This window comes from Aquamicrobium defluvii (assembly GCF_004363725.1).
GTDB lineage: Bacteria > Pseudomonadota > Alphaproteobacteria > Rhizobiales > Rhizobiaceae > Mesorhizobium > Mesorhizobium defluvii.
Map to the genome: position 1 here is coordinate 16,185 of NZ_SNZF01000014.1, position 17,642 is coordinate 33,826.

Below are 17,642 nucleotides of genomic sequence, written 5' to 3' on the forward strand. Positions count from 1 at the left end.
GTCCCGGACATGTGGAGTGTTGAGGGGCATGAGCCGAGCGTCTTTATCGACCGTGCTGTTCGCTGCGCTGTCCTTGTGCGCCTGCAACAGTTCAAGCGTGCTCGATCCGGCAGCCGGCGCCACGGCTTCGGGCCAGCAGACCGCGACACAGCCTTCGTCAACGGAAAGTGCTGCACAACCGCCGGTCACGGCTGTGCAGCCGCCGGCGCGAAGCAGTCGTATCCGGCTTCAGGTCGCCCCTATCGTCGGTGCATCGGTGGAAGCCGCCGGCCCTCTCATGGAAGAGTTGCAACAGCGTGCCCGCCAGCGCGGCGTCACTCTCGCCGGAAGTTCGGGCCAGAACGCAACCCATGTCCTCAAGGGCTATTTCTCCGTTCTGAACGAGGACGGGGCTGCCACGGTTATCTACGTATGGGACGTCTATGATCCGGCAGGCAGCCGCCTGCATCGGATCTCCGGCCAGCAGAAGGCACAGGCCGTGAGCGGGGCCGAGGGCTGGCCCAGCGTCGCACCCGACACGCTCAGGGCGATTGCCGATACGACCATGGACCAGCTCTCCAGCTGGTTCCAGGCTTCAGCCGATCAGGGCTAGCCTGCGACGTTTTTCCCCATGTCCTGCGGGCAACAGCAAAGTCCGATTCTTGGGATTTGCGCCGGAAATCCGATCTCCGGCGCTTGCAATACCGATCAAGGCGGCTAAAAACCCCCTAAATTTCTCTCCGGGGACAAGACATGAAACTTTTCGCGGGCAATTCCAACAAGGTGCTTGCCGAGGCGGTCGCCCGCTATCTCAACATCCCCCTGGGCAAGGCCAGCGTCCGCCGCTTCGCCGATCAGGAAATCTTCGTCGAGATTCAGGAAAACGTGCGCGGCGAGGATGTCTTCGTCCTCCAGTCCACCTCCTATCCCACCAACGATCACCTGATGGAACTGCTCATCATGATCGACGCCTTCATGCGTTCCTCGGCGCGCCGCATTACGGCGGTCATCCCCTATTTCGGCTACGCACGCCAGGATCGCCGGGCTTCGGGCCGCACGCCGATCTCGGCCAAGCTGGTCGCCAACATGATCACCCGCGCCGGCGCGTCGCGCGTGCTGACGCTCGACCTGCACGCCGGCCAGATCCAGGGCTTTTTCGACATCCCCACCGACAATCTGTTTTCGGTTCCGGTGATGGCACGTGACGTGAAGGCCAAGTACAAGCAGCTCAACAACGTCATGGTGGTGTCTCCGGATACCGGCGGCGTGGTGCGCGCCCGTGCGCTCGCCAAACGCCTCGATGCCCAGCTTGCCATCGTCGACAAGCGCCGCGAGCGCCCCGGAGAGTCGGAAGTCATGAACGTCATCGGCGACGTGCGCGGCAAGGATTGCCTGCTGATCGACGACATCGTCGATTCCGGCGGCACGCTCTGCAACGCTGCCGATGCCCTGCTTGAAAAGGGCGCCACCAGCGTCACCGCCTATATCACCCATGGCGTGCTTTCCGGCGGTGCTGCGGCGCGCATAGCGGGCTCGAAGTTGCAGGAACTGGTGATCACCGATTCCATCGAACCCACGCAGGCTGCGCTCGACGCGCACAACATCCGCACCATCACCATCGCCGATCTCCTTGGCGAAGCGATATCGCGCACAGCCTCCGAGCAGTCGGTCTCCAGCCTGTTCGACTGAACTCCCTGTCGGAACTTCCGGGTCGGAAAGCCCACCGATGCCGCTTCCGACGGAACCCGGCAGCGGCTGGCTGCGATGACCTTGTCCTCCATTTCGCTGTCGGGGGCACTGTCCTCGGCATCTTCATCGAACGAGACGCAACCGCATCCTCTTCAGGGAAGCGGAGAAGTTGACAGCAACCCGCCTTCCGTCTGACGGGGCGGCCGCTCACCTTCGCCTGACCGGCGCAGATAGCTGCGCGGCGATGCACCGAGCATGCGCCTGAACATGGTGGTGAAGGCCGGCACGCTGTCATAGCCGAGATCGAGGGCGACGCTGGTGACCGGCTCGCCATCGGCCAGCCTCGGCAGTGCCGCAAAAAGCAGCGCCTGCTGGCGCCATGTCGAAAGTGAAAGGCCCGTCTCGCGCTGGAAGGTGCGCGTGAACGAACGCCGGCTCATGCCGAGCCATGCTGCCCAGTCATCGATCGTCGTATGCGGTGAAGGTTCGGCGAGAAATCGCCGGCAAAGCGAAGCAATGCGCGCATCCGAGGGAAACGGCAGGCCGAGCGGACGCTCCGGCAGGCGTGGAATTTCGTGAAGTATGAGGTTCAGGACCAGCAATGCACGTTCCGACGGCACGGCCTTGACAGGAAGCTTCACCGCCTCGACGATCAGGCTGCGCATGAGATCGCTGACCGCGACGACGTGCAGCCGGGCTGGCAATCCTTCGATCGATTCGGGAACCACATAGACCGAGCGCATGCTGACGTCGCCCAGCATCTCCACCGAGTGGATGATGCCCGCGGGTATCCACATGGCGTGGTCGGGCGGCACGATCCACCGCCCGAAACGGGTCTTGATCAGAACCACGCCGTGAATCGCATGCAGCAACTGGGCGCGGCTGTGCTCGTGATCGGGCACCCGGTGCCCGTCTGGATAATCGCACGGCAAGGCAAGGATCTGGTCGCTTGCCTGCTCCAGCCATTTCAGCCGCCGGAAATGCATTTCGAAGAGATCGGCGCCCTGGTCGGCCGAAACCATGTATCTGCCCGCCATTGGAATTGGCCCACTTGCGAAAGTAATGGACCAAACCACGAAAGAAAACGCTTTGCAACCGGACTATAAGCCCGGATTTATCATATGTTGCCCGCATTCAGGGAGCCTGCTGAAGTGACCGATACCGCCATGCCCGCCCAAAGTGCCTCCGCCACCGGCACGGCTTTCACCGTGATTCTGGCGGTCAGCCTTTGCCATGGCATCAACGACATCATGCAGTCGCTGCTGTCGGCGATCTATCCGCTGCTGAAGGACAACTATGGTCTCGATTTCTGGCAGATCGGACTGCTGACTTTCACCTTCCAGCTCACGGCCTCGCTGTTGCAGCCTGTGGTCGGCATGATCACCGACAGGAAGCCGATGCCGTTCTCGCTCCCTGTAGGCATGACCGCCTCGCTGATCGGCCTGATCGTGGTGGCATATGCCGGCCACTACTGGATATTGCTCATCGGAGCTTCCCTGATCGGCATCGGCTCATCCATTTTTCACCCCGAAGCCTCCCGCATTGCGCGTCTCGCCTCGGGCGGACGGCACGGAATGGCGCAATCGCTGTTTCAGGTCGGCGGCAATGCCGGCCAGGCCATCGGCCCGCTTCTGGCAGCCTTCATCGTCGTTCCATATGGGCAGACGAGCGTTGCCTGGTTTGCGGTCGGTTCGCTGCTCGGCATCGTCGTGCTCTACCAGGTTGGCAACTGGTACAAGCGGTTTCAGGAGAGGATCGCGACAAGCGCGAAATCCGCTGCGCCCGTTTTGACTCTGCCGCGCAGGCGAGTCGCCTGGGCGCTCGTCGTCCTCACCATTCTGGTGCTGTCGAAAAACGCCTACATGGCCGGCCTTTCCAGCTACTACACCTTCTATGTCATCGAGAAGTTCGGCGTGTCCGTGCAGATGTCGCAAATCCTGCTTTTCGCCTTCCTCGGCGCCTGCGCGCTCGGCATTCTGCTGGGCGGTCCCTTCGGCGACCGCTTCGGCCAGAAGGCGATGATCTGGTTCTCCATCGTCGGCGTCATCCCCTTCACGCTGGCTTTGCCCTATGCGAATTACGAGTGGACGATCGTGCTCACCATCATCATCGGCCTGATCATGTCGTCTGCCTTTTCCAACATCGTCGTATTCGCGCAGGAGCTTGTACCCGGACGGGTCGGCATGATCGCCGGCATCTTCTTCGGCTTCGCCTTCGGCATGGGCGGCATTGCCGCGGCCCTTCTTGGCGTGGTCGCGGATGCCAGGGGCATCGAATATGTCTACCGTCTCTGCTCTTACCTGCCCCTGCTCGGGCTTCTGACCGTGTTCCTGCCCAACATGAAGCAGGCGCGGGCGATGCGGGCCTGAAACCGGCAAGCGAGGCCGCGGCGTTTTCGCCCGCGGCCTTGCACAAGAATGTCGCTTCCGTTATAGAGCCGCCAGCCGCGTAGACACCCTTGGAGGCAACGCGGTCGAAGCCCGTCTTCCCGTACCGTCGCCACCTGCACCGCAGGCGTGCCGCATTTCGGGAATGGTGTCTTCCACGTTTGCGCCCGGAACATTTCGCCGCAGACGCTCCGCACACTATGAAAGGAAATGCCATGAGCACCAGCTACGAGCTCAAGGCCGAAACGCGCGATAGGGTCGGTAAGGGGTCCGCCCGTGCCATTCGCCGTGAAGGCAAGATTCCCGCAGTCATCTACGGCGACAAGCAGCCTCCCCTGGCCATTGTCGTGTCCTACAAGGACATCTTCTACAAGATCCACGGCGGCAGCTTCATGACCACCGTTGCCACCATCGACGTGGACGGCAAGAAAATCCGCGTTCTGCCGAAGGACTACCAGCTCGACGCCGTTCGCGACTTCCCGCTGCATGTCGACTTCCTGCGCGTCAGCGCCAAGACCGAGGTGACCGTCAACATTCCGGTGCACTTCATCAACGAAGAGAAGTCGCCGGGCCTCAAGCGCGGTGGCGTGCTCAACGTCGTCCGTCACGAAGTCGAATTCGTTTGCCCGGCCGACAAGATTCCGGATTCGATCATTGTCGATCTGGACGGCACCGAGATCGGCGATGTGATCCACATCTCCAGGATCCCGGTTCCGGAAGGCATCACGCCGGTCATCGCCGACCGCGACTTCACCGTGGCGACCATTGCCGGTTCCGCCGCTGCCAAGTCCGACGCCGATGGCGACGAGGCTGCTGCCGGCGAAGAGAAGTAGATCTCAACGCCCGGAGGCTGACGATGCTGCTCTTTGTGGGCCTCGGCAATCCGGGCGCGAAATACGCGAACAACCGGCACAATATCGGCTTCATGGCGGCGGACGCGATTGCCCGCCGCCATTCCTTTTCGCCCTGGACGCGCAAGTTCCAGGCCGAGATCGCGGAAGGAAAGCTCGAAGGCGAGAAGGTTCTGCTGGTGAAGCCGCAGACCTTCATGAATCTCTCCGGCCAGTCGGTCGGCGAAGCGATCCGCTTCTACAAGCTCGATCCATCCGCGGTCACCGTTTTCTATGACGAAATCGACCTCGAACCCGGCAAGGTGCGGGTGAAGACGGGCGGCGGTGCAGGCGGACACAACGGCATCCGCTCGCTCGACCAGCACATCGGCAGGAACTACCGCCGTGTGCGCATCGGTGTCGGCCATCCCGGCGTCAGGGAGATGGTGCATGGCCATGTGCTTGGAGACTTCTCCAAAAGCGAGCGTGAATGGCTGGACGTGCTGATCGATGCAATCGGTGACAATGCCGGCCTGATCGCCAAAGGTGACGACAACTCGTTCATGAACCGGATCACGCTTGCGCTGCGCGACAGGCTCCAGCCGACCGGCGAGCATGATACACCTCCGCCGAAGACCGCTGCTCCCAAGGCACAAAGCCACATAAGGCAGGCCCGTCAGCAGACATCGAACGTCAAGATCCCGGAAGACGGGCCGATGGCCGCCATGCTCAGGAAGTTGCTCGGCAAGTAACAGCTTGCGCAGCCTTGACGAGCGGCCGCCGTATCGACCATAGCCGGGAATACTTCCCCAGCAGGACAGGATCAGTAAATCATGGGTTTCAAATGCGGCATCGTCGGCCTGCCCAATGTCGGCAAGTCGACGCTCTTCAACGCGCTGACGAAGACCGCTGCCGCTCAGGCAGCCAACTATCCGTTCTGCACGATCGAACCCAATACCGGCGAGGTGGCGGTTCCCGACCCCCGCCTGAAGAAGATCGCGGCGGCGGCGGGATCGAAGGAAATCATCCCGACCCGCATCTCTTTCGTCGATATCGCCGGTCTGGTGCGCGGTGCCTCCAAAGGCGAAGGGCTGGGCAATCAGTTCCTCGCCAATATCCGCGAGGTCGACGCCATCGTGCATGTGCTGCGTTGCTTCGAGGATGACGACATCACCCATGTCGAGGGCCGCATCGACCCGGTTGCCGATGCAGAGACGGTCGAGACCGAGCTGATGCTGGCCGACCTGGAAAGCCTCGAACGGCGTATCGCGCAGACCCGCAAACGCGCCACCGGCAAGGACAAGGAATCCATCACCGTCCTGCCGATGATGGAGCAGGCGCTGGAGCTGCTGAAGGACGGCAAGCCCACCCGCGTGCTGCTCGACGGCATTGCGGCCGAGGACCTGCGCATCCTCAGGGGCCTCAATCTGCTCACCTCGCACCCCGTCCTCTATGTCTGCAACGTCGCAGAAGGCGATGCAGCCGACGGCAACGAACACACCAGAGCCGTGGAAAAGATGGCTGAGGCGCAAGGCGCCCGCGTGGTGATCATTTCCGCCGCGATCGAAGCCGAGGTGGCCCAGCTTCCCGATGAGGAGGCGCAGGAATTCCTGTCATCCATGGGTCTTGAGGAACCGGGCCTCGACCGCCTGATCCGGGCCGGCTACGAGCTTCTGCACCTCATCACCTATTTCACCGCCGGCCCGAAGGAAACGCGCGCCTGGACCATCGAGCGTGGCACAAGGGCCCCGCAGGCCGCCGGCGTCATCCACACCGATTTCGAGCGCGGCTTCATCCGCGCCCAGACCATCGCCTATGACGACTTCGTGACGCTCGGCGGCGAGGTCGCTGCCAAGGAAGCAGGCAAAGCCCGCGACGAAGGCAAGGAATATGTCGTTCAGGATGGCGACGTGATGATGTTCAAGTTCAACACCTGACCGGGCCCGCCGGCACCGCTTACTTTGTCTTGCCGTTCTTGCGGGCACCCGCCTGCGGTCTTGCCAGCCAGATGCCGAAGAGGATGGCAAGGCCGCCCAGCCCCTGGAGTGGCGTGATGGCTTCCCCAAGAATGAGCCATGCGAGCGCCGAGGCCACCAGCGCCTCCATGAAGATCACCAGTGATGAGAACATCGAAGGCAGCGTTCCGAGGGCATAGGAAAGCAGCCCCTGGCCTCCCACATGGCTGATCGCCGCGAGACACACCAGAACCAGCCAGCCTGTGGCATCCGACGGAAACATCTGCTGGCCATAGAATATCCAGGCGCCCGCTGCCGCCAGGGCGAGCAGGGCCGCGGTGATCACGCTCATATGGAAAGTGATCCATGCGGCGCCCTCCGTTTCCCTCGCCCTCTCCACCGTAAGGAAGTAGATGCCGAAGAACAGGCCCGTGAGCGCGCCGTAGAAATCACCGAGCAGATGGTCGGGTGACAATTCGAAAGATCGCCAGACCAGCGCCCCGCCGCCGGCAAGACAGAAGACAAGGCCCACGGCCGTCGCCGAGGTGACGCGGCGGCCGAGGACGATCCATCCAAGCAGACCGACCCAGATCGGTGCGGTGGTGGCGAAGAAGGTGGAGTTGGCAATGGTTGTGTTAAGAATGGCCAGATGCCAGAAAAACAGGTCGCCCGCGAACGCGAGGCCGGTCGCGATCACTGCCGGCGAGAACCGCTTTTTCGGCACAGCCGATTTGCCGTGCCGCTGTTCGATCCGCATCCACGCAAAAAGAAACGGCAACGCCAGGAACACGCGGTAGAAAGCGCTTGCAAAGGGACCGACATCGGAAAGCCGCACCAGAATCGGTGATATCGCCATTGCGAGAGCGCCGGCGACGAGGGCAATGAGCGCCGGCCACATTGTACCGGCCGCCGCAGGTGAATTATCGGCCGAAACTGACATCGCTGTATCGATCCTTGCTGGAAGCAGCAGACCTGCCATGGCAGTTCCTTTAGTGAGCCGATCGGCCAAACACAATGCGGCCTTTGGCGATATCCGCGAAATCGAGGCTTGCCCCATCCGGTTCGGTGCAATTGGACCTGTGGCGGTCACCATTCGCATCCGGCACCCGATCGCAAAAACCTCTTGCCCAGAGGAATTTCGAGTTTCCATCTGCATTGGACACCAGATAGCCTGCACTCCGATAACGCCGTTGAAACCGGCTTGCGAAAAGCATCGGCAGCATTCATGGTGATCGTACAAGATTGAACGGGATTCCATGAATGGCTGGGAAGAAGTGGGCCTATGAGGATTTCGAAGTCGATGCATTGCTCGATCTCGGCTCGAAACTGGTGACGGCCGAAGAAATCATCGAGTTCGCATCGGAATTCGACCCCCAACCCATGCATCTCGACGAGGAAGCCGGCAAGGCGAGCGTTCTCGGCGGGCTGGCGGCCTCCGGCTGGCACACATGCTGCATCTTCATGCGCCTGATGTGCGATGCCTTCCTGCTCGACTCCACATCACAGGGCTCGCCAGGTATCGATCAGGTCAAATGGAAGAAGCCGGTGCTTGCCGGCGACACCTTGACCGCCCGTTCCAGAATACTGGGCAAGCGGCTTTCGTCCTCCCGTCCCGGCCTCGGATTTGTCACCATGCGTGCGGAGATGGTCAACCAGCGCGGTGAAAGCGTGTTCGAGTTGCAGAACACAGGCATGTTTCTGAGCCGGGAGGCCGCCCGATGAGCCTGAATGAATTCTTCAGCATCGGTGTGAGCCGGACACTGGGCGCTCACACGTTTCAGGCGCAGGAGATCAAGGCGTTTGCGGCAAAGTTCGATCCGCAACCCTTCCACATGGACGAAGAGGCCGCGCGCAACAGCGTGCTGGGCGGACTGTGTGCCTCGGGCTGGCATACCGCATCCATGTGGATGCGTTTCAACGCCCTCGATCGGGAGGCCGCTGTCGCGAACTGGAAAGGTGAGGGACCTGCGCCGGAATTTGGCCCCTCGCCCGGCTTGCGCGATCTGAAATGGCTCAGACCCGTCTATGCCGGACAGACCATCACCTTTTCCCGCACCGATCTGGGGCACCGGCCGCTCGCGTCGCGGCCGGGCTGGATACTGCTCGACGTGCGGGGCGAAGCTTTCGACGACAAGGGCGGCAAGGTGCTGGAGTTCGAAAACGCCCTCCTTGTGAAGGTCGGAAACGAGCCTGCATGAGGCAAAGCGCAGCTAGAGCATTTTGCAGCCAAATGGAAACATTTGGCGTCGCATAAATGCAGTATAAACAAACAGTTAGATCATTTCATCGATTCCGTGAAACGATGAAATGATCTAACGGCAGTGCTTCAGCCCCGGGCATGCAAGCACCGAACCCATGCTTCTGCAGCGCTGAACCCGACCGCCGATTGTGGTGTTACTCGCCTTCGAACGCAATGAGCGTGCGGACAGGCACGCCCAGCGCCTCCAGCTTGCTGCGGCCGCCAAGGTCCGGCAAATCGATGACGAAGCAGGCAGCCACTATATCCGCGCCGATCTGGCCGAGCAGCTTCACCGCGGCTTCGGCCGTTCCGCCTGTGGCAATCAGATCATCGATCAGGATCACCTTCTCGCCGGGTTTGACACCATCACGGTGCATCTCCATCTCGTCGAGCCCGTATTCGAGACTGTACGCGACCCGTACGATGTCATGCGGCAGCTTGCCTTTCTTGCGGATCGGCACGAAGCCGGCGCAGAGCCGGTGTGCGACCGCCCCTCCAAGAATGAAGCCACGCGCCTCTATCCCTGCGATCTTGTCGATGCCGGTGCCGATGAACGGCTGTGCCAGCCCCTCCACGGCTGTAGCGAAGGCATTGGCGTTGCCCAGAAGCGTGGTTATGTCGCGAAACTGGACACCCGGCTTCGGATAGTCCGGAATGGTGCGGATTGCGGAGATAAGTTTTTCGGCGGTCGAAGACGTCATGAACAGATTCCGGTTTCGCGCTGATGTTGCGGGGGTTGGGAGCAAAAGGAAAGGGCGCCAAGCAGCGCCCTTTCCTTTTTTTGATCACCGAACGAACGGCTCAGTGGGGAACGTTGGCCCACACCCTGCGCTTGGTGGCATACATGAGGCCCGCGAACAGGATCAGGAAGACCATCACCCGAAAGCCGGTCTTCTTGCGGTCCTCCAGATGCGGCTCCGCAGCCCACATCAGGAATGCGGACACGTCGCGCGCATATTGGTCGACGGTCTGCGGTGCGCCGTCATCGTAGGTCACCTGATCGTCGGACAGCGGTGGAGCCATGGCCAGCGACTTGCCGCCGATGAAGTACGGGTTGTAGTGCGTGCCTTCGGCGATCTCCATACCTGCCGGCGGCTCCTCATCGTAGCCGGTCAGCAGCGAATAGATGTAGTCCGGACCGTTTTCGGCATATTGCGTGAAGATGTCGAAAATGAAGGTCGGGAAGCCGCGCTCGACACCACGCGCCTTCGCGATCAGCGAGAAGTCCGGCGGAGCCGCTCCGCCATTGGAGGCCGCGGCCGCCTGCATGTTCGGGAAAGGCGGCGTGAAATAGTCGGACGGCAGGCCCGGGCGCTCGAACATGTCGCCATCGTCGTTCGGACCATCCTCGATGGTATATTCGGCAGCGAATGCCTTAACCTGCGCTTCCGAATAGCCGAGATCCTCAAGTGTACGGAACGCAACCAGATCCATGGAGTGACACGCGGAGCAGACTTCCTTGTAGACCTTGAGGCCACGCTGGAGCTGCGCCTTGTCGTAGGTGCCGAACGGACCCGCAAAGCTCCACTCCACCTGCTTGGGCTTGTGGATGGGGAAATGCGTCGGCTCGGCGGCACTGTGCTCGTCGTCCTGTGCGATGGCTGCACCCGCGGCCATCACGAAGCCTATGGCTGCCAGAGAAGCGAGAATCTTCTTCATACCCAAATTCCTCTCGAAAGACTCTTCGCTCAGCCTCGGATTTCCGGAGACGCGGCAGCGCCCTCGGGATGAACGGCACCACCGGCTTTGTTCTTTTCCAGCACCGCCTCGGTGATCGAGTTGGGCAGACGCCTTGGCGTCTCGATCAGACCCAGAACCGGCATGATCACGATGAAGAACGCGAAATAATAGAGGGTCGCGATCTGTGCCATGATGACGTAGGAGCCTTCCGCCGGACGCGATCCCAGCCAGCCGAGGAAGATGCAGTCGACAAGGAATATCCAGAAGAACAGCCTGTACCACGGACGGTAGACCGCCGAACGCACCTTCGACGTGTCGAGCCACGGCACCACGAACAGCACCGCGATGGCGCCGAACATGGCCAGAACGCCGCCCAGCTTGGAGTCGATCGGGCCGATGTTGAAGGTGATGGCGCGCAGGATCGCGTAGAACGGCAGGAAGTACCATTCCGGAACGATGTGGGCCGGCGTCTTCAGCGGATCAGCCTGGATGTAGTTGTCCGGGTGGCCGAGATAGTTCGGCATGTAGAAGATGAAGTAGGCGAAGAAGATCAGGAACACGATCATGCCCAGCGCGTCCTTGATGGTCGCATAGGGCGTGAAGGCGACCGTGTCGGTCTTCGACTTCACCTCGATGCCGGTCGGGTTGTTCTGGCCGGTGACATGCAGGGCCCAGACGTGCAGCACGACCACGCCGGCAATCATGAACGGCAGCAGATAGTGCAGCGCGAAGAAGCGGTTCAGCGTCGGATTGTCGACGGCGAAGCCGCCGAGCAGCAATTCCTGGATCCAGTTGCCGACCACCGGGATGGCGGTGAAGAAGCCGGTGATGACGGTCGCGCCCCAGAAGGACATCTGACCCCATGGCAGAACGTAGCCCATGAAGCCCGTCGCCATCATCAGCAGGTAGATGATGCAGCCGAGAATCCACAGCAGCTCGCGCGGCGCCTTGTAGGAGCCGTAATAGAGCCCGCGCATGATGTGGAGATAGACGGCGATGAAGAAGAACGACGCGCCGTTGGCGTGCATGTAGCGCAGAAGCCAGCCGGAGTTCACGTCGCGCATGATCTTCTCGACCGAGCTGAACGCGATGCCCGTGTCGGACGCGTAATGCATGGCCAGAACGATACCGGTAACGATCTGCGAGACCAGCATGATCGACAGGATGCCGCCGAAGGTCCACATGTAGTTGAGGTTACGCGGAACCGGATAGGCAATGAAGCTGTCGTAGACCAGCCGCGGCAGCGGCATGCGCGCATCGAACCAGCGGCCAAGGCCGGTCGTCGGCGTATAGGTGGAGTGTCCCTCGCTCATCGAATTGTCCCCTGCCTCAGCCGATGCGGATCTTGGTATCGGAAATGAACTCGAAGACCGGCACGGTCATGTTCTCGGGCGCCGGGCCTTTGCGGATGCGGCCGGCCGTGTCGTAGTGCGACCCGTGGCACGGGCAGAACCAGCCGCCGAAATCGCCCTGCTGGCCGAGCGGAATGCAGCCCAGATGGGTGCAGACGCCGACCATGACCAGCCAGTTTTCCTTGCCTTCACCGGCTGAACGATCAATGTCGTTGGCAGGGGCATCGGAAGCGATGTTGGCGTTGCGGGCGACCGGGTCCTTCAGCTCTTCGAGCTTCACGGCCCTGGCGGCCTCGATTTCCTGCTCGGTGCGGTTGCGCACGAAAACCGGCTTGCCGCGCCACTTCACGGTCAGCGACATGCCCGGCTCCAGAGCCGCAACGTCGACCTCGACCGAGGAAAGCGCGCGCGTCGAGGCATCGGGGCGCATCTGGTCGATGAACGGCCAGGCCACAGCACCGGCACCAACAACGCCGGCCATGCCGGTGGCGATGTACAGAAAATCTCGCCGGGCTGGATTTTCGATATCGGTTTCGCTCACGGGTGACTGATCCTTTCGCCTCATCCTTGCCGAAAGATCGAGCCTTTCCCCGCTCAAACGCCAGCCTTTTACGCATGGCAACAGGCTAGCGAACTCCTCCGGCATTTTGACTTCGGTTTATGCGCGAAGCCATCACTTGTCCAGACCGCAACATGAAGATGGGCAGATTGTCGCGGGCAGTGAAAAATGCCGGTTTTTTCCGCCTTTTAGCTCCTGCTGCGCAGGTACAGGATATGATCCGCGAGCGCTGCTCAGGCTGGCCTGGTCTCTTCCAGCGGGCTTTCCTCATTGAACAGGAAACCGCCGGATTGCCGCTTCCACAGCCTCGCATAGAGGCCATCCAGCGCCACCAGTTCGTCGTGCGTGCCCTGCTCCACGATGCGCCCCCGATCGAGCACGACGAGACGGTCGAGCGCGGCGATGGTCGACAGTCGGTGCGCGATGGCAATGACGGTCTTTCCTTCCATCAGCCTGTGGAGATTTTCCTGGATAGCCGCTTCGACATCCGAATCGAGTGCCGAAGTCGCCTCGTCGAGGATGAGAATCGGGGCATCCTTCAGGAAAACGCGCGCGATTGCCACGCGCTGGCGCTGCCCCCCGGAGAGCTTGACGCCGCGCTCGCCGACGAACGCATCGTAGCCGCTGCGGCCGCGATTGTCGCACAGGGTGGCGATGAACTCATGCGCTTCGGCCTTTCGTGCCGCCGCGACCACCTCCTCTTCCGTTGCATCCGGTGCGCCCAGCCGGATGTTGTCGCGCAGGGAGCGATGAAACAGGGCCGTATCCTGACTGACGACACCGATACCGGATCGCAGCGAATTCTGGGTGACCGCCCTTATATCCTGCCCGTCGATGCGTATCGAACCGCCCTCGGCGTCGTAGAGGCGCAGGATGAGATTGACCAGCGTGGTCTTGCCCGCGCCCGACGGGCCGACCAGACCGATCTTCTCGCCCGGCTGCACTGTCAGGTCTATGCCATCGAGAACACCCCCTCCCTTGCCATAGTGGAAGGAAAGATCCCTGACCTCGATGCGGCCGCCGGTGACGACAAGCTCCTTCGCATCGGGCGCATCGACCAGCCCGAGCGGCTGCGAGATCAGCTCCTTGGAGTTTTCCAGCACGCCCAGATTCCGCAGGATGCCGTTGAGCTGCATCATCAGGCGGCCGAGCAGCATGTTGAGGCGCAGCACCAGCGACAGCGTGAAGGCCACCGCGCCAACGGTTATGGCCCCCTCGACCCACAGGTAGATGGAGAAGCAGGCGATCAGCGTGATCATGACGCCCGAGAGCGCCGTCAGCGCCATGCGCACGCCGGTCAGGCGGCGCGTGAAGGGACGCAGGGCGCCGAGATAGAGATCGAAACCGCTGCGCAGGTAGCGATCATCACCATCGGCGGCGAACAGCTTCAGCGTCTGTACATTGGAATAGGAATCGACGATGCGCCCATTGATCATCGAGCCCGCTTCGGCAGTGGCTTCCGCATGCTTGCGGATTTCCGGCAGGTAGAAGCGTGCCAGCCAGCCGAAGGCGACGATCCAGGCGACGATGAGCGCTGCCAGCCGCCAGTCGAGGCCGGCAACAAGCACCAGCGTCGTGACCGTATAGACGATCATGAACCATACGACCTCGATGAAGCTCTCCATCAGATCGCCGGTCGCCTGCCCCGCCTGCCACACCTTGGTGGCGATGCGGCCGGCGAAATCGTTCTGGAAGAAGGAATAGGACTGGCGCGAGACATGCCGGTGCGCCTGCCAGCGAACCAGATTGTAGAAGCCCGGCGTGATGGTCTGCTCGTTCAGAAGGGCCGAAAGGCTGACCACGACGGTGCGGCCGACCAGCACCACCGCCACCATGAAAACCAGTTCCCAGCCTGCGGCATCCCGGAGCGCTGTCCAACTGCGCTCGGAAGAAAGCTGGTCGAGTATGTCGACCAGTCTGCCGACGAAATAGAACAGCCCCGCCTCCACCAGCGGCGCGACGCCGCCAATGACCAGCATGGCGAAGAAGGCGAATTTCGCCTGCCCCACATAGTGCCACAGGAAGCCGCCAACTGTTGCCGGCGGCCTGAGGTTCGCAGACTCCCGGAACGGATCGACCCGCCCCTCGAACCAGTTGTAGATGGCCTTCATCATCGCAGCCACCCCGCCGGTTCAACGCTGGAAAATTGCCGTTCGGCGGGGCATGTGGCGATCATTCGGCCGGCTCTTCTCCAAGTTCGAGTTTCATGCGGGCAGCCGGCTCATGCTGTCCGTCATCGACGAGAAAACCGCCGGACTGACGCTGCCAGAGCTGCGCATAGAGGCCGTCCCTTTCGATCAGCTCGTCATGGGTGCCTTCCTCGATGACGCGACCTTTGTCCATGACCACCAGCCGGTCCATCGCCGCGATGGTCGAAAGCCGGTGTGCGATGGCGATGACGGTCTTGCCCTGCATGAGCCTGTAGAGGTTCTCCTGAATGGCGGATTCGACCTCGGAGTCGAGCGCGGACGTCGCCTCGTCGAGGATCAGAATCGGTGCGTCCTTCAGCATAACACGCGCGATGGCGATGCGTTGCCTCTGGCCGCCCGACAGCTTCACGCCGCGCTCGCCGACATGGGCATCCAGCCCCTTGCGCCCCTTTGCGTCGGAAAGCCCGGCGATGAAGTCCAGAGCCTCGGCCCGCCGCGCCGCCTCGATCACCATCTCCTCGCTCGCATCGGGACGGCCGTAGAGAATGTTGTCGCGCACGGAGCGGTGCAGAAGCGAGGTGTCCTGCGTGACCATGCCGATATGGGCGCGCAGCGAATCCTGCGTCACATCGGCGATATCCTGACCGTCGATCAGGATATGCCCGCGCTCGAGATCGTAGAAGCGCAGCAGCAGGTTGACCAGCGTGGACTTGCCCGCACCCGAGCGGCCAACGATGCCCACCTTCTCGCCCGGCTTCACGGTCAGCGACAGGTGCTCGATGATGCCCTTCTTCTTGCCGTAGTGGAAACCGATGTCGTCGAAGCGGATCTCGCCCTTGTCGACCACCAGGTCCTTTGCGCCGGGCTTGTCTTCCACCAGACGCGGCATGGAGATGGAGCCGATGCCGTCCTGAACCGTGCCGATATTCTCGAACAGGGCCGAGACTTCCCACATGATCCACTGCGACATGCCCCACAGCCTCAGCACGAGGCCGATGACCACGGCAACCGCGCCGATGGACACCTGTTCGCCCAGCCACAGCCAGATCGACAGGCCGGCCACGGCCACCAGGAGCATGGAGTTCAGCAGGTAGAGAACGCCGTAGAGGCTCGTAACCAGCCGCATGGAGCGGTAGACCGTATCGAGGAACAGCGCCATGCTTTCGCGCGCATAGCCCGACTCCCGCCTCGCATGCGAGAACAGCTTCACCGTCTGGATGTTGGTGTAGCTGTCCACGATGCGACCGGTCATCAGCGAGCGCGCATCGGCCTGTTCCTTGCCGACCTTGCCCAGCCGCGGCACGAAATAGTGCAGCAGGACCAGATACCCGGCCAGCCACACCAGCAGCGGCGTGACCAGCCGCCAGTCGGCGGAGCCGACGATGAACAACACGCCAAGGAAGTAGACAATGACGTAGTTGAGCACGTCGACCAGCTTGATCACGCAGTCGCGCACGGCAAGCGCCGTCTGCATCAGCTTGGTGGCGATGCGGCCGGCGAACTCGTCCTGATAGAAGGTCATCGACTGCCTGAGCAGATAGCGATGCACCTGCCAGCGGATGCGCATCGGGTGATTGCCCATCAGTGTCTGCGTATGGATCAGCGACTGGAACCACACGGTGCCCGGCAACAGGACCAGCACCACGAACGCCATGCCGGCCAGTTTCCAGCCTTCCGTCTGAAGGAAGGTCTCGCGGTCGTGCGCCGACAGCCAGTCGACGATCGAACCGAGGAACTGGAACATCCACACCTCGGTGATGGCGATGGCGGCGATCAGCACCGCGTCGATGGCGATATAGGGCCAGGCCCCGCGCGTGAAATGCACGCAGAAGGCAATCAGGGATTTGGGCGGCTCTGTCGTTTCCTCCAGGGGAAAGGGATCGAGCCTCTTTTCAAACCAGCGAAACATCTTCGTTCTCTTGCGTTCAAATTGCGATGCCCGCAGACCGGCGTCGGCACGCCGGGAGCGAAGCCACCAAAACGGCCGCCTGCGGAGAATATAGAGCCGCCTCGCCGGGCGCCCATGGACGGGCGAGGAACGGGACGGCAGCTTGAAGATCTGATGGAAGGGACAAGTCGGGATTCCAGCGAGAAACCAAAAAACGGTCCAGGCGGGAATCGAATCGAGCGTGCTTGTTAGATCAGATGAACGTCGAACCGACTGCCGCCGTCAGGCGACTGGCGGGAGACGGTACATGATAACGTGCATCGGCATATGCATATCCGCCTCCTTCGGTTCGAGTTGACAATGGAGCCTCTATATATCCATTCGCAAATCATGGCCAGACCTCATCCCGGCCAGCGGACAATGCCGGCGCCGCCTGTGGCCGAACTGCAACGGAACCTACGACCGATATGCCACCTGCAAATCGTCCGCGCATCGCGCTCTACCAGCCTGACATCGCCGGCAATACCGGCACCATTTTACGGCTCGCGGCCTGCCTCGGCCTTGGCGTCGACATAATCGAGCCGGCAGGGTTCGATCTCTCCGACCGGGCGCTGAAGCGCGCCGGCATGGATTATCTGGAAATGGCCGCGCTGACCCGGCATGTCGACTGGAACGCCTTCAGGGAAGCGCGGCGCGGTGAGGGCAGCCGGCTGGTGCTGCTTTCCACCAGGGCAGCCACCCGCTATACTGACTTCGCCTTCGCGCGGAACGACACTCTCCTGTTCGGGCGCGAATCGGCCGGCGTTCCCGGCCATGTGCATGATGCAGCCGATGCGCGGCTGCTCATTCCCATGGTCGAAGGCGCGCGCAGCATCAACATCGCGCTGTCGGCTGCCATGGTGGCCGGCGAGGCGCTGAGGCAGTTGCAGTGAAG

At 61.9% G+C, this 17,642-nt stretch carries 17 protein-coding genes; 9 read left to right on the forward strand and 8 right to left on the reverse strand.

Annotated elements, in window-relative coordinates; translation table 11 throughout:
- Positions 1-28 precede the first annotated feature (28 nt).
- Entirely contained in the window at positions 29-592 is a 564-nt protein-coding gene (locus DES43_RS12075) for a hypothetical protein (RefSeq protein WP_035028258.1), read from the forward strand.
- A gap of 140 nt (positions 593-732) precedes the next feature.
- Positions 733-1,668 carry a ribose-phosphate pyrophosphokinase gene (locus tag DES43_RS12080; RefSeq protein WP_035028271.1) on the forward strand — a complete coding sequence of 312 codons (936 nt, stop codon included), beginning with the start codon at positions 733-735 and terminating at the stop codon, positions 1,666-1,668.
- Positions 1,669-1,820: 152 nt separating this feature from the next.
- On the opposite strand, the gene DES43_RS12085 is transcribed toward DES43_RS12080, so the two are convergent.
- The gene (locus DES43_RS12085) at positions 1,821-2,690 is read right to left on the reverse strand and encodes an AraC family transcriptional regulator (RefSeq protein ID WP_166647748.1); all 870 of its coding nucleotides are present in this window, start codon (positions 2,688-2,690) and stop codon (positions 1,821-1,823) included.
- 144 nt (positions 2,691-2,834) lie between these two features.
- Between DES43_RS12085 and DES43_RS12090 the strand changes: the two genes are divergently transcribed.
- The 4 genes from DES43_RS12090 to ychF all read left to right on the forward strand — a co-directional run bounded on the left by DES43_RS12090 (position 2,835) and on the right by ychF (position 6,822).
- A complete protein-coding gene (locus tag DES43_RS12090) occupies positions 2,835-4,037 on the forward strand; it encodes an MFS transporter (protein WP_051520647.1) in 1,203 nt (400 codons plus the stop codon).
- Positions 4,038-4,270: 233 nt separating this feature from the next.
- Positions 4,271-4,888 (forward strand): 50S ribosomal protein L25/general stress protein Ctc, encoded by a 618-nt coding sequence (locus tag DES43_RS12095; RefSeq protein ID WP_035028294.1) that lies wholly within the window; start codon positions 4,271-4,273, stop codon positions 4,886-4,888.
- A gap of 23 nt (positions 4,889-4,911) precedes the next feature.
- A complete protein-coding gene (gene pth, locus DES43_RS12100) occupies positions 4,912-5,637 on the forward strand; it encodes an aminoacyl-tRNA hydrolase (protein WP_035028307.1) in 726 nt (241 codons plus the stop codon).
- A gap of 81 nt (positions 5,638-5,718) precedes the next feature.
- A complete protein-coding gene (gene ychF / locus DES43_RS12105) occupies positions 5,719-6,822 on the forward strand; it encodes a redox-regulated ATPase YchF (RefSeq protein ID WP_035028309.1) in 1,104 nt (367 codons plus the stop codon).
- 19 nt (positions 6,823-6,841) lie between these two features.
- On the opposite strand, the gene DES43_RS12110 is transcribed toward ychF, so the two are convergent.
- On the reverse strand, positions 6,842-8,080 hold the full coding sequence (locus DES43_RS12110) for a DMT family transporter (RefSeq protein ID WP_245514571.1): 1,239 nt from the start codon (positions 8,078-8,080) through the stop codon (positions 6,842-6,844).
- A 20-nt stretch (positions 8,081-8,100) separates the two neighbouring features.
- Between DES43_RS12110 and DES43_RS12115 the strand changes: the two genes are divergently transcribed.
- Entirely contained in the window at positions 8,101-8,562 is a 462-nt protein-coding gene (locus tag DES43_RS12115) for a MaoC family dehydratase (RefSeq protein ID WP_035028311.1), read from the forward strand.
- A complete protein-coding gene (locus DES43_RS12120) occupies positions 8,559-9,038 on the forward strand; it encodes a MaoC family dehydratase (RefSeq protein ID WP_035028313.1) in 480 nt (159 codons plus the stop codon). Before DES43_RS12115 ends, DES43_RS12120 begins: the two co-directional genes overlap by 4 nt.
- Before the next feature lie 196 nt (positions 9,039-9,234).
- On the opposite strand, the gene DES43_RS12125 is transcribed toward DES43_RS12120, so the two are convergent.
- The 6 genes from DES43_RS12125 to DES43_RS12150 all read right to left on the reverse strand — a co-directional run bounded on the left by DES43_RS12125 (position 9,235) and on the right by DES43_RS12150 (position 16,729).
- Positions 9,235-9,780: an adenine phosphoribosyltransferase gene (locus tag DES43_RS12125; protein WP_035028315.1), complete on the reverse strand. Its 546-nt coding sequence runs from the start codon at positions 9,778-9,780 to the stop codon at positions 9,235-9,237.
- A gap of 100 nt (positions 9,781-9,880) precedes the next feature.
- Positions 9,881-10,738 carry a cytochrome c1 gene (locus tag DES43_RS12130; protein ID WP_035028317.1) on the reverse strand — a complete coding sequence of 286 codons (858 nt, stop codon included), beginning with the start codon at positions 10,736-10,738 and terminating at the stop codon, positions 9,881-9,883.
- 29 nt (positions 10,739-10,767) lie between these two features.
- Positions 10,768-12,072 (reverse strand): cytochrome b, encoded by a 1,305-nt coding sequence (locus DES43_RS12135; protein WP_035028319.1) that lies wholly within the window; start codon positions 12,070-12,072, stop codon positions 10,768-10,770.
- Between the two features lie 16 nt (positions 12,073-12,088).
- Positions 12,089-12,676 carry a ubiquinol-cytochrome c reductase iron-sulfur subunit gene (gene petA / locus DES43_RS12140; protein WP_133675444.1) on the reverse strand — a complete coding sequence of 196 codons (588 nt, stop codon included), beginning with the start codon at positions 12,674-12,676 and terminating at the stop codon, positions 12,089-12,091.
- A gap of 227 nt (positions 12,677-12,903) precedes the next feature.
- Entirely contained in the window at positions 12,904-14,784 is a 1,881-nt protein-coding gene (locus DES43_RS12145) for an ABC transporter ATP-binding protein (RefSeq protein ID WP_035028323.1), read from the reverse strand.
- Between the two features lie 58 nt (positions 14,785-14,842).
- Entirely contained in the window at positions 14,843-16,729 is a 1,887-nt protein-coding gene (locus tag DES43_RS12150; RefSeq protein ID WP_035028325.1) for an ABC transporter ATP-binding protein, read from the reverse strand.
- Positions 16,730-17,175: 446 nt separating this feature from the next.
- Here DES43_RS12150 and DES43_RS12155 point away from each other — a divergent pair, with 446 nt between their 5' ends.
- On the forward strand, positions 17,176-17,640 hold the full coding sequence (locus DES43_RS12155; protein WP_035028328.1) for a tRNA (cytidine(34)-2'-O)-methyltransferase: 465 nt from the start codon (positions 17,176-17,178) through the stop codon (positions 17,638-17,640).
- Positions 17,641-17,642 lie beyond the last annotated feature (2 nt).

What these genes read in the sequence shown, in the direction of transcription:
- DES43_RS12075 (WP_035028258.1), top strand. Translation starts at nt 29, where the DNA reads ATGAGCCGAGCGTCTTTATCGACCGTGCTGTTCGCTGCGCTGTCCTTG.
- DES43_RS12080 (WP_035028271.1), top strand. Translation starts at nt 733, where the DNA reads ATGAAACTTTTCGCGGGCAATTCCAACAAGGTGCTTGCCGAGGCGGTC.
- DES43_RS12085 (WP_166647748.1), bottom strand. Translation starts at nt 2,690, where the DNA reads ATGGTTTCGGCCGACCAGGGCGCCGATCTCTTCGAAATGCATTTCCGG.
- DES43_RS12090 (WP_051520647.1), top strand. Translation starts at nt 2,835, where the DNA reads ATGCCCGCCCAAAGTGCCTCCGCCACCGGCACGGCTTTCACCGTGATT.
- DES43_RS12095 (WP_035028294.1), top strand. Translation starts at nt 4,271, where the DNA reads ATGAGCACCAGCTACGAGCTCAAGGCCGAAACGCGCGATAGGGTCGGT.
- pth (WP_035028307.1), top strand. Translation starts at nt 4,912, where the DNA reads ATGCTGCTCTTTGTGGGCCTCGGCAATCCGGGCGCGAAATACGCGAAC.
- ychF (WP_035028309.1), top strand. Translation starts at nt 5,719, where the DNA reads ATGGGTTTCAAATGCGGCATCGTCGGCCTGCCCAATGTCGGCAAGTCG.
- DES43_RS12115 (WP_035028311.1), top strand. Translation starts at nt 8,101, where the DNA reads ATGGCTGGGAAGAAGTGGGCCTATGAGGATTTCGAAGTCGATGCATTG.
- DES43_RS12120 (WP_035028313.1), top strand. Translation starts at nt 8,559, where the DNA reads ATGAGCCTGAATGAATTCTTCAGCATCGGTGTGAGCCGGACACTGGGC.
- DES43_RS12125 (WP_035028315.1), bottom strand. Translation starts at nt 9,780, where the DNA reads ATGACGTCTTCGACCGCCGAAAAACTTATCTCCGCAATCCGCACCATT.
- DES43_RS12130 (WP_035028317.1), bottom strand. Translation starts at nt 10,738, where the DNA reads ATGAAGAAGATTCTCGCTTCTCTGGCAGCCATAGGCTTCGTGATGGCC.
- DES43_RS12135 (WP_035028319.1), bottom strand. Translation starts at nt 12,072, where the DNA reads ATGAGCGAGGGACACTCCACCTATACGCCGACGACCGGCCTTGGCCGC.
- petA (WP_133675444.1), bottom strand. Translation starts at nt 12,676, where the DNA reads ATGAGGCGAAAGGATCAGTCACCCGTGAGCGAAACCGATATCGAAAAT.
- DES43_RS12145 (WP_035028323.1), bottom strand. Translation starts at nt 14,784, where the DNA reads ATGATGAAGGCCATCTACAACTGGTTCGAGGGGCGGGTCGATCCGTTC.
- DES43_RS12150 (WP_035028325.1), bottom strand. Translation starts at nt 16,729, where the DNA reads ATGTTTCGCTGGTTTGAAAAGAGGCTCGATCCCTTTCCCCTGGAGGAA.
- DES43_RS12155 (WP_035028328.1), top strand. Translation starts at nt 17,176, where the DNA reads ATGCCACCTGCAAATCGTCCGCGCATCGCGCTCTACCAGCCTGACATC.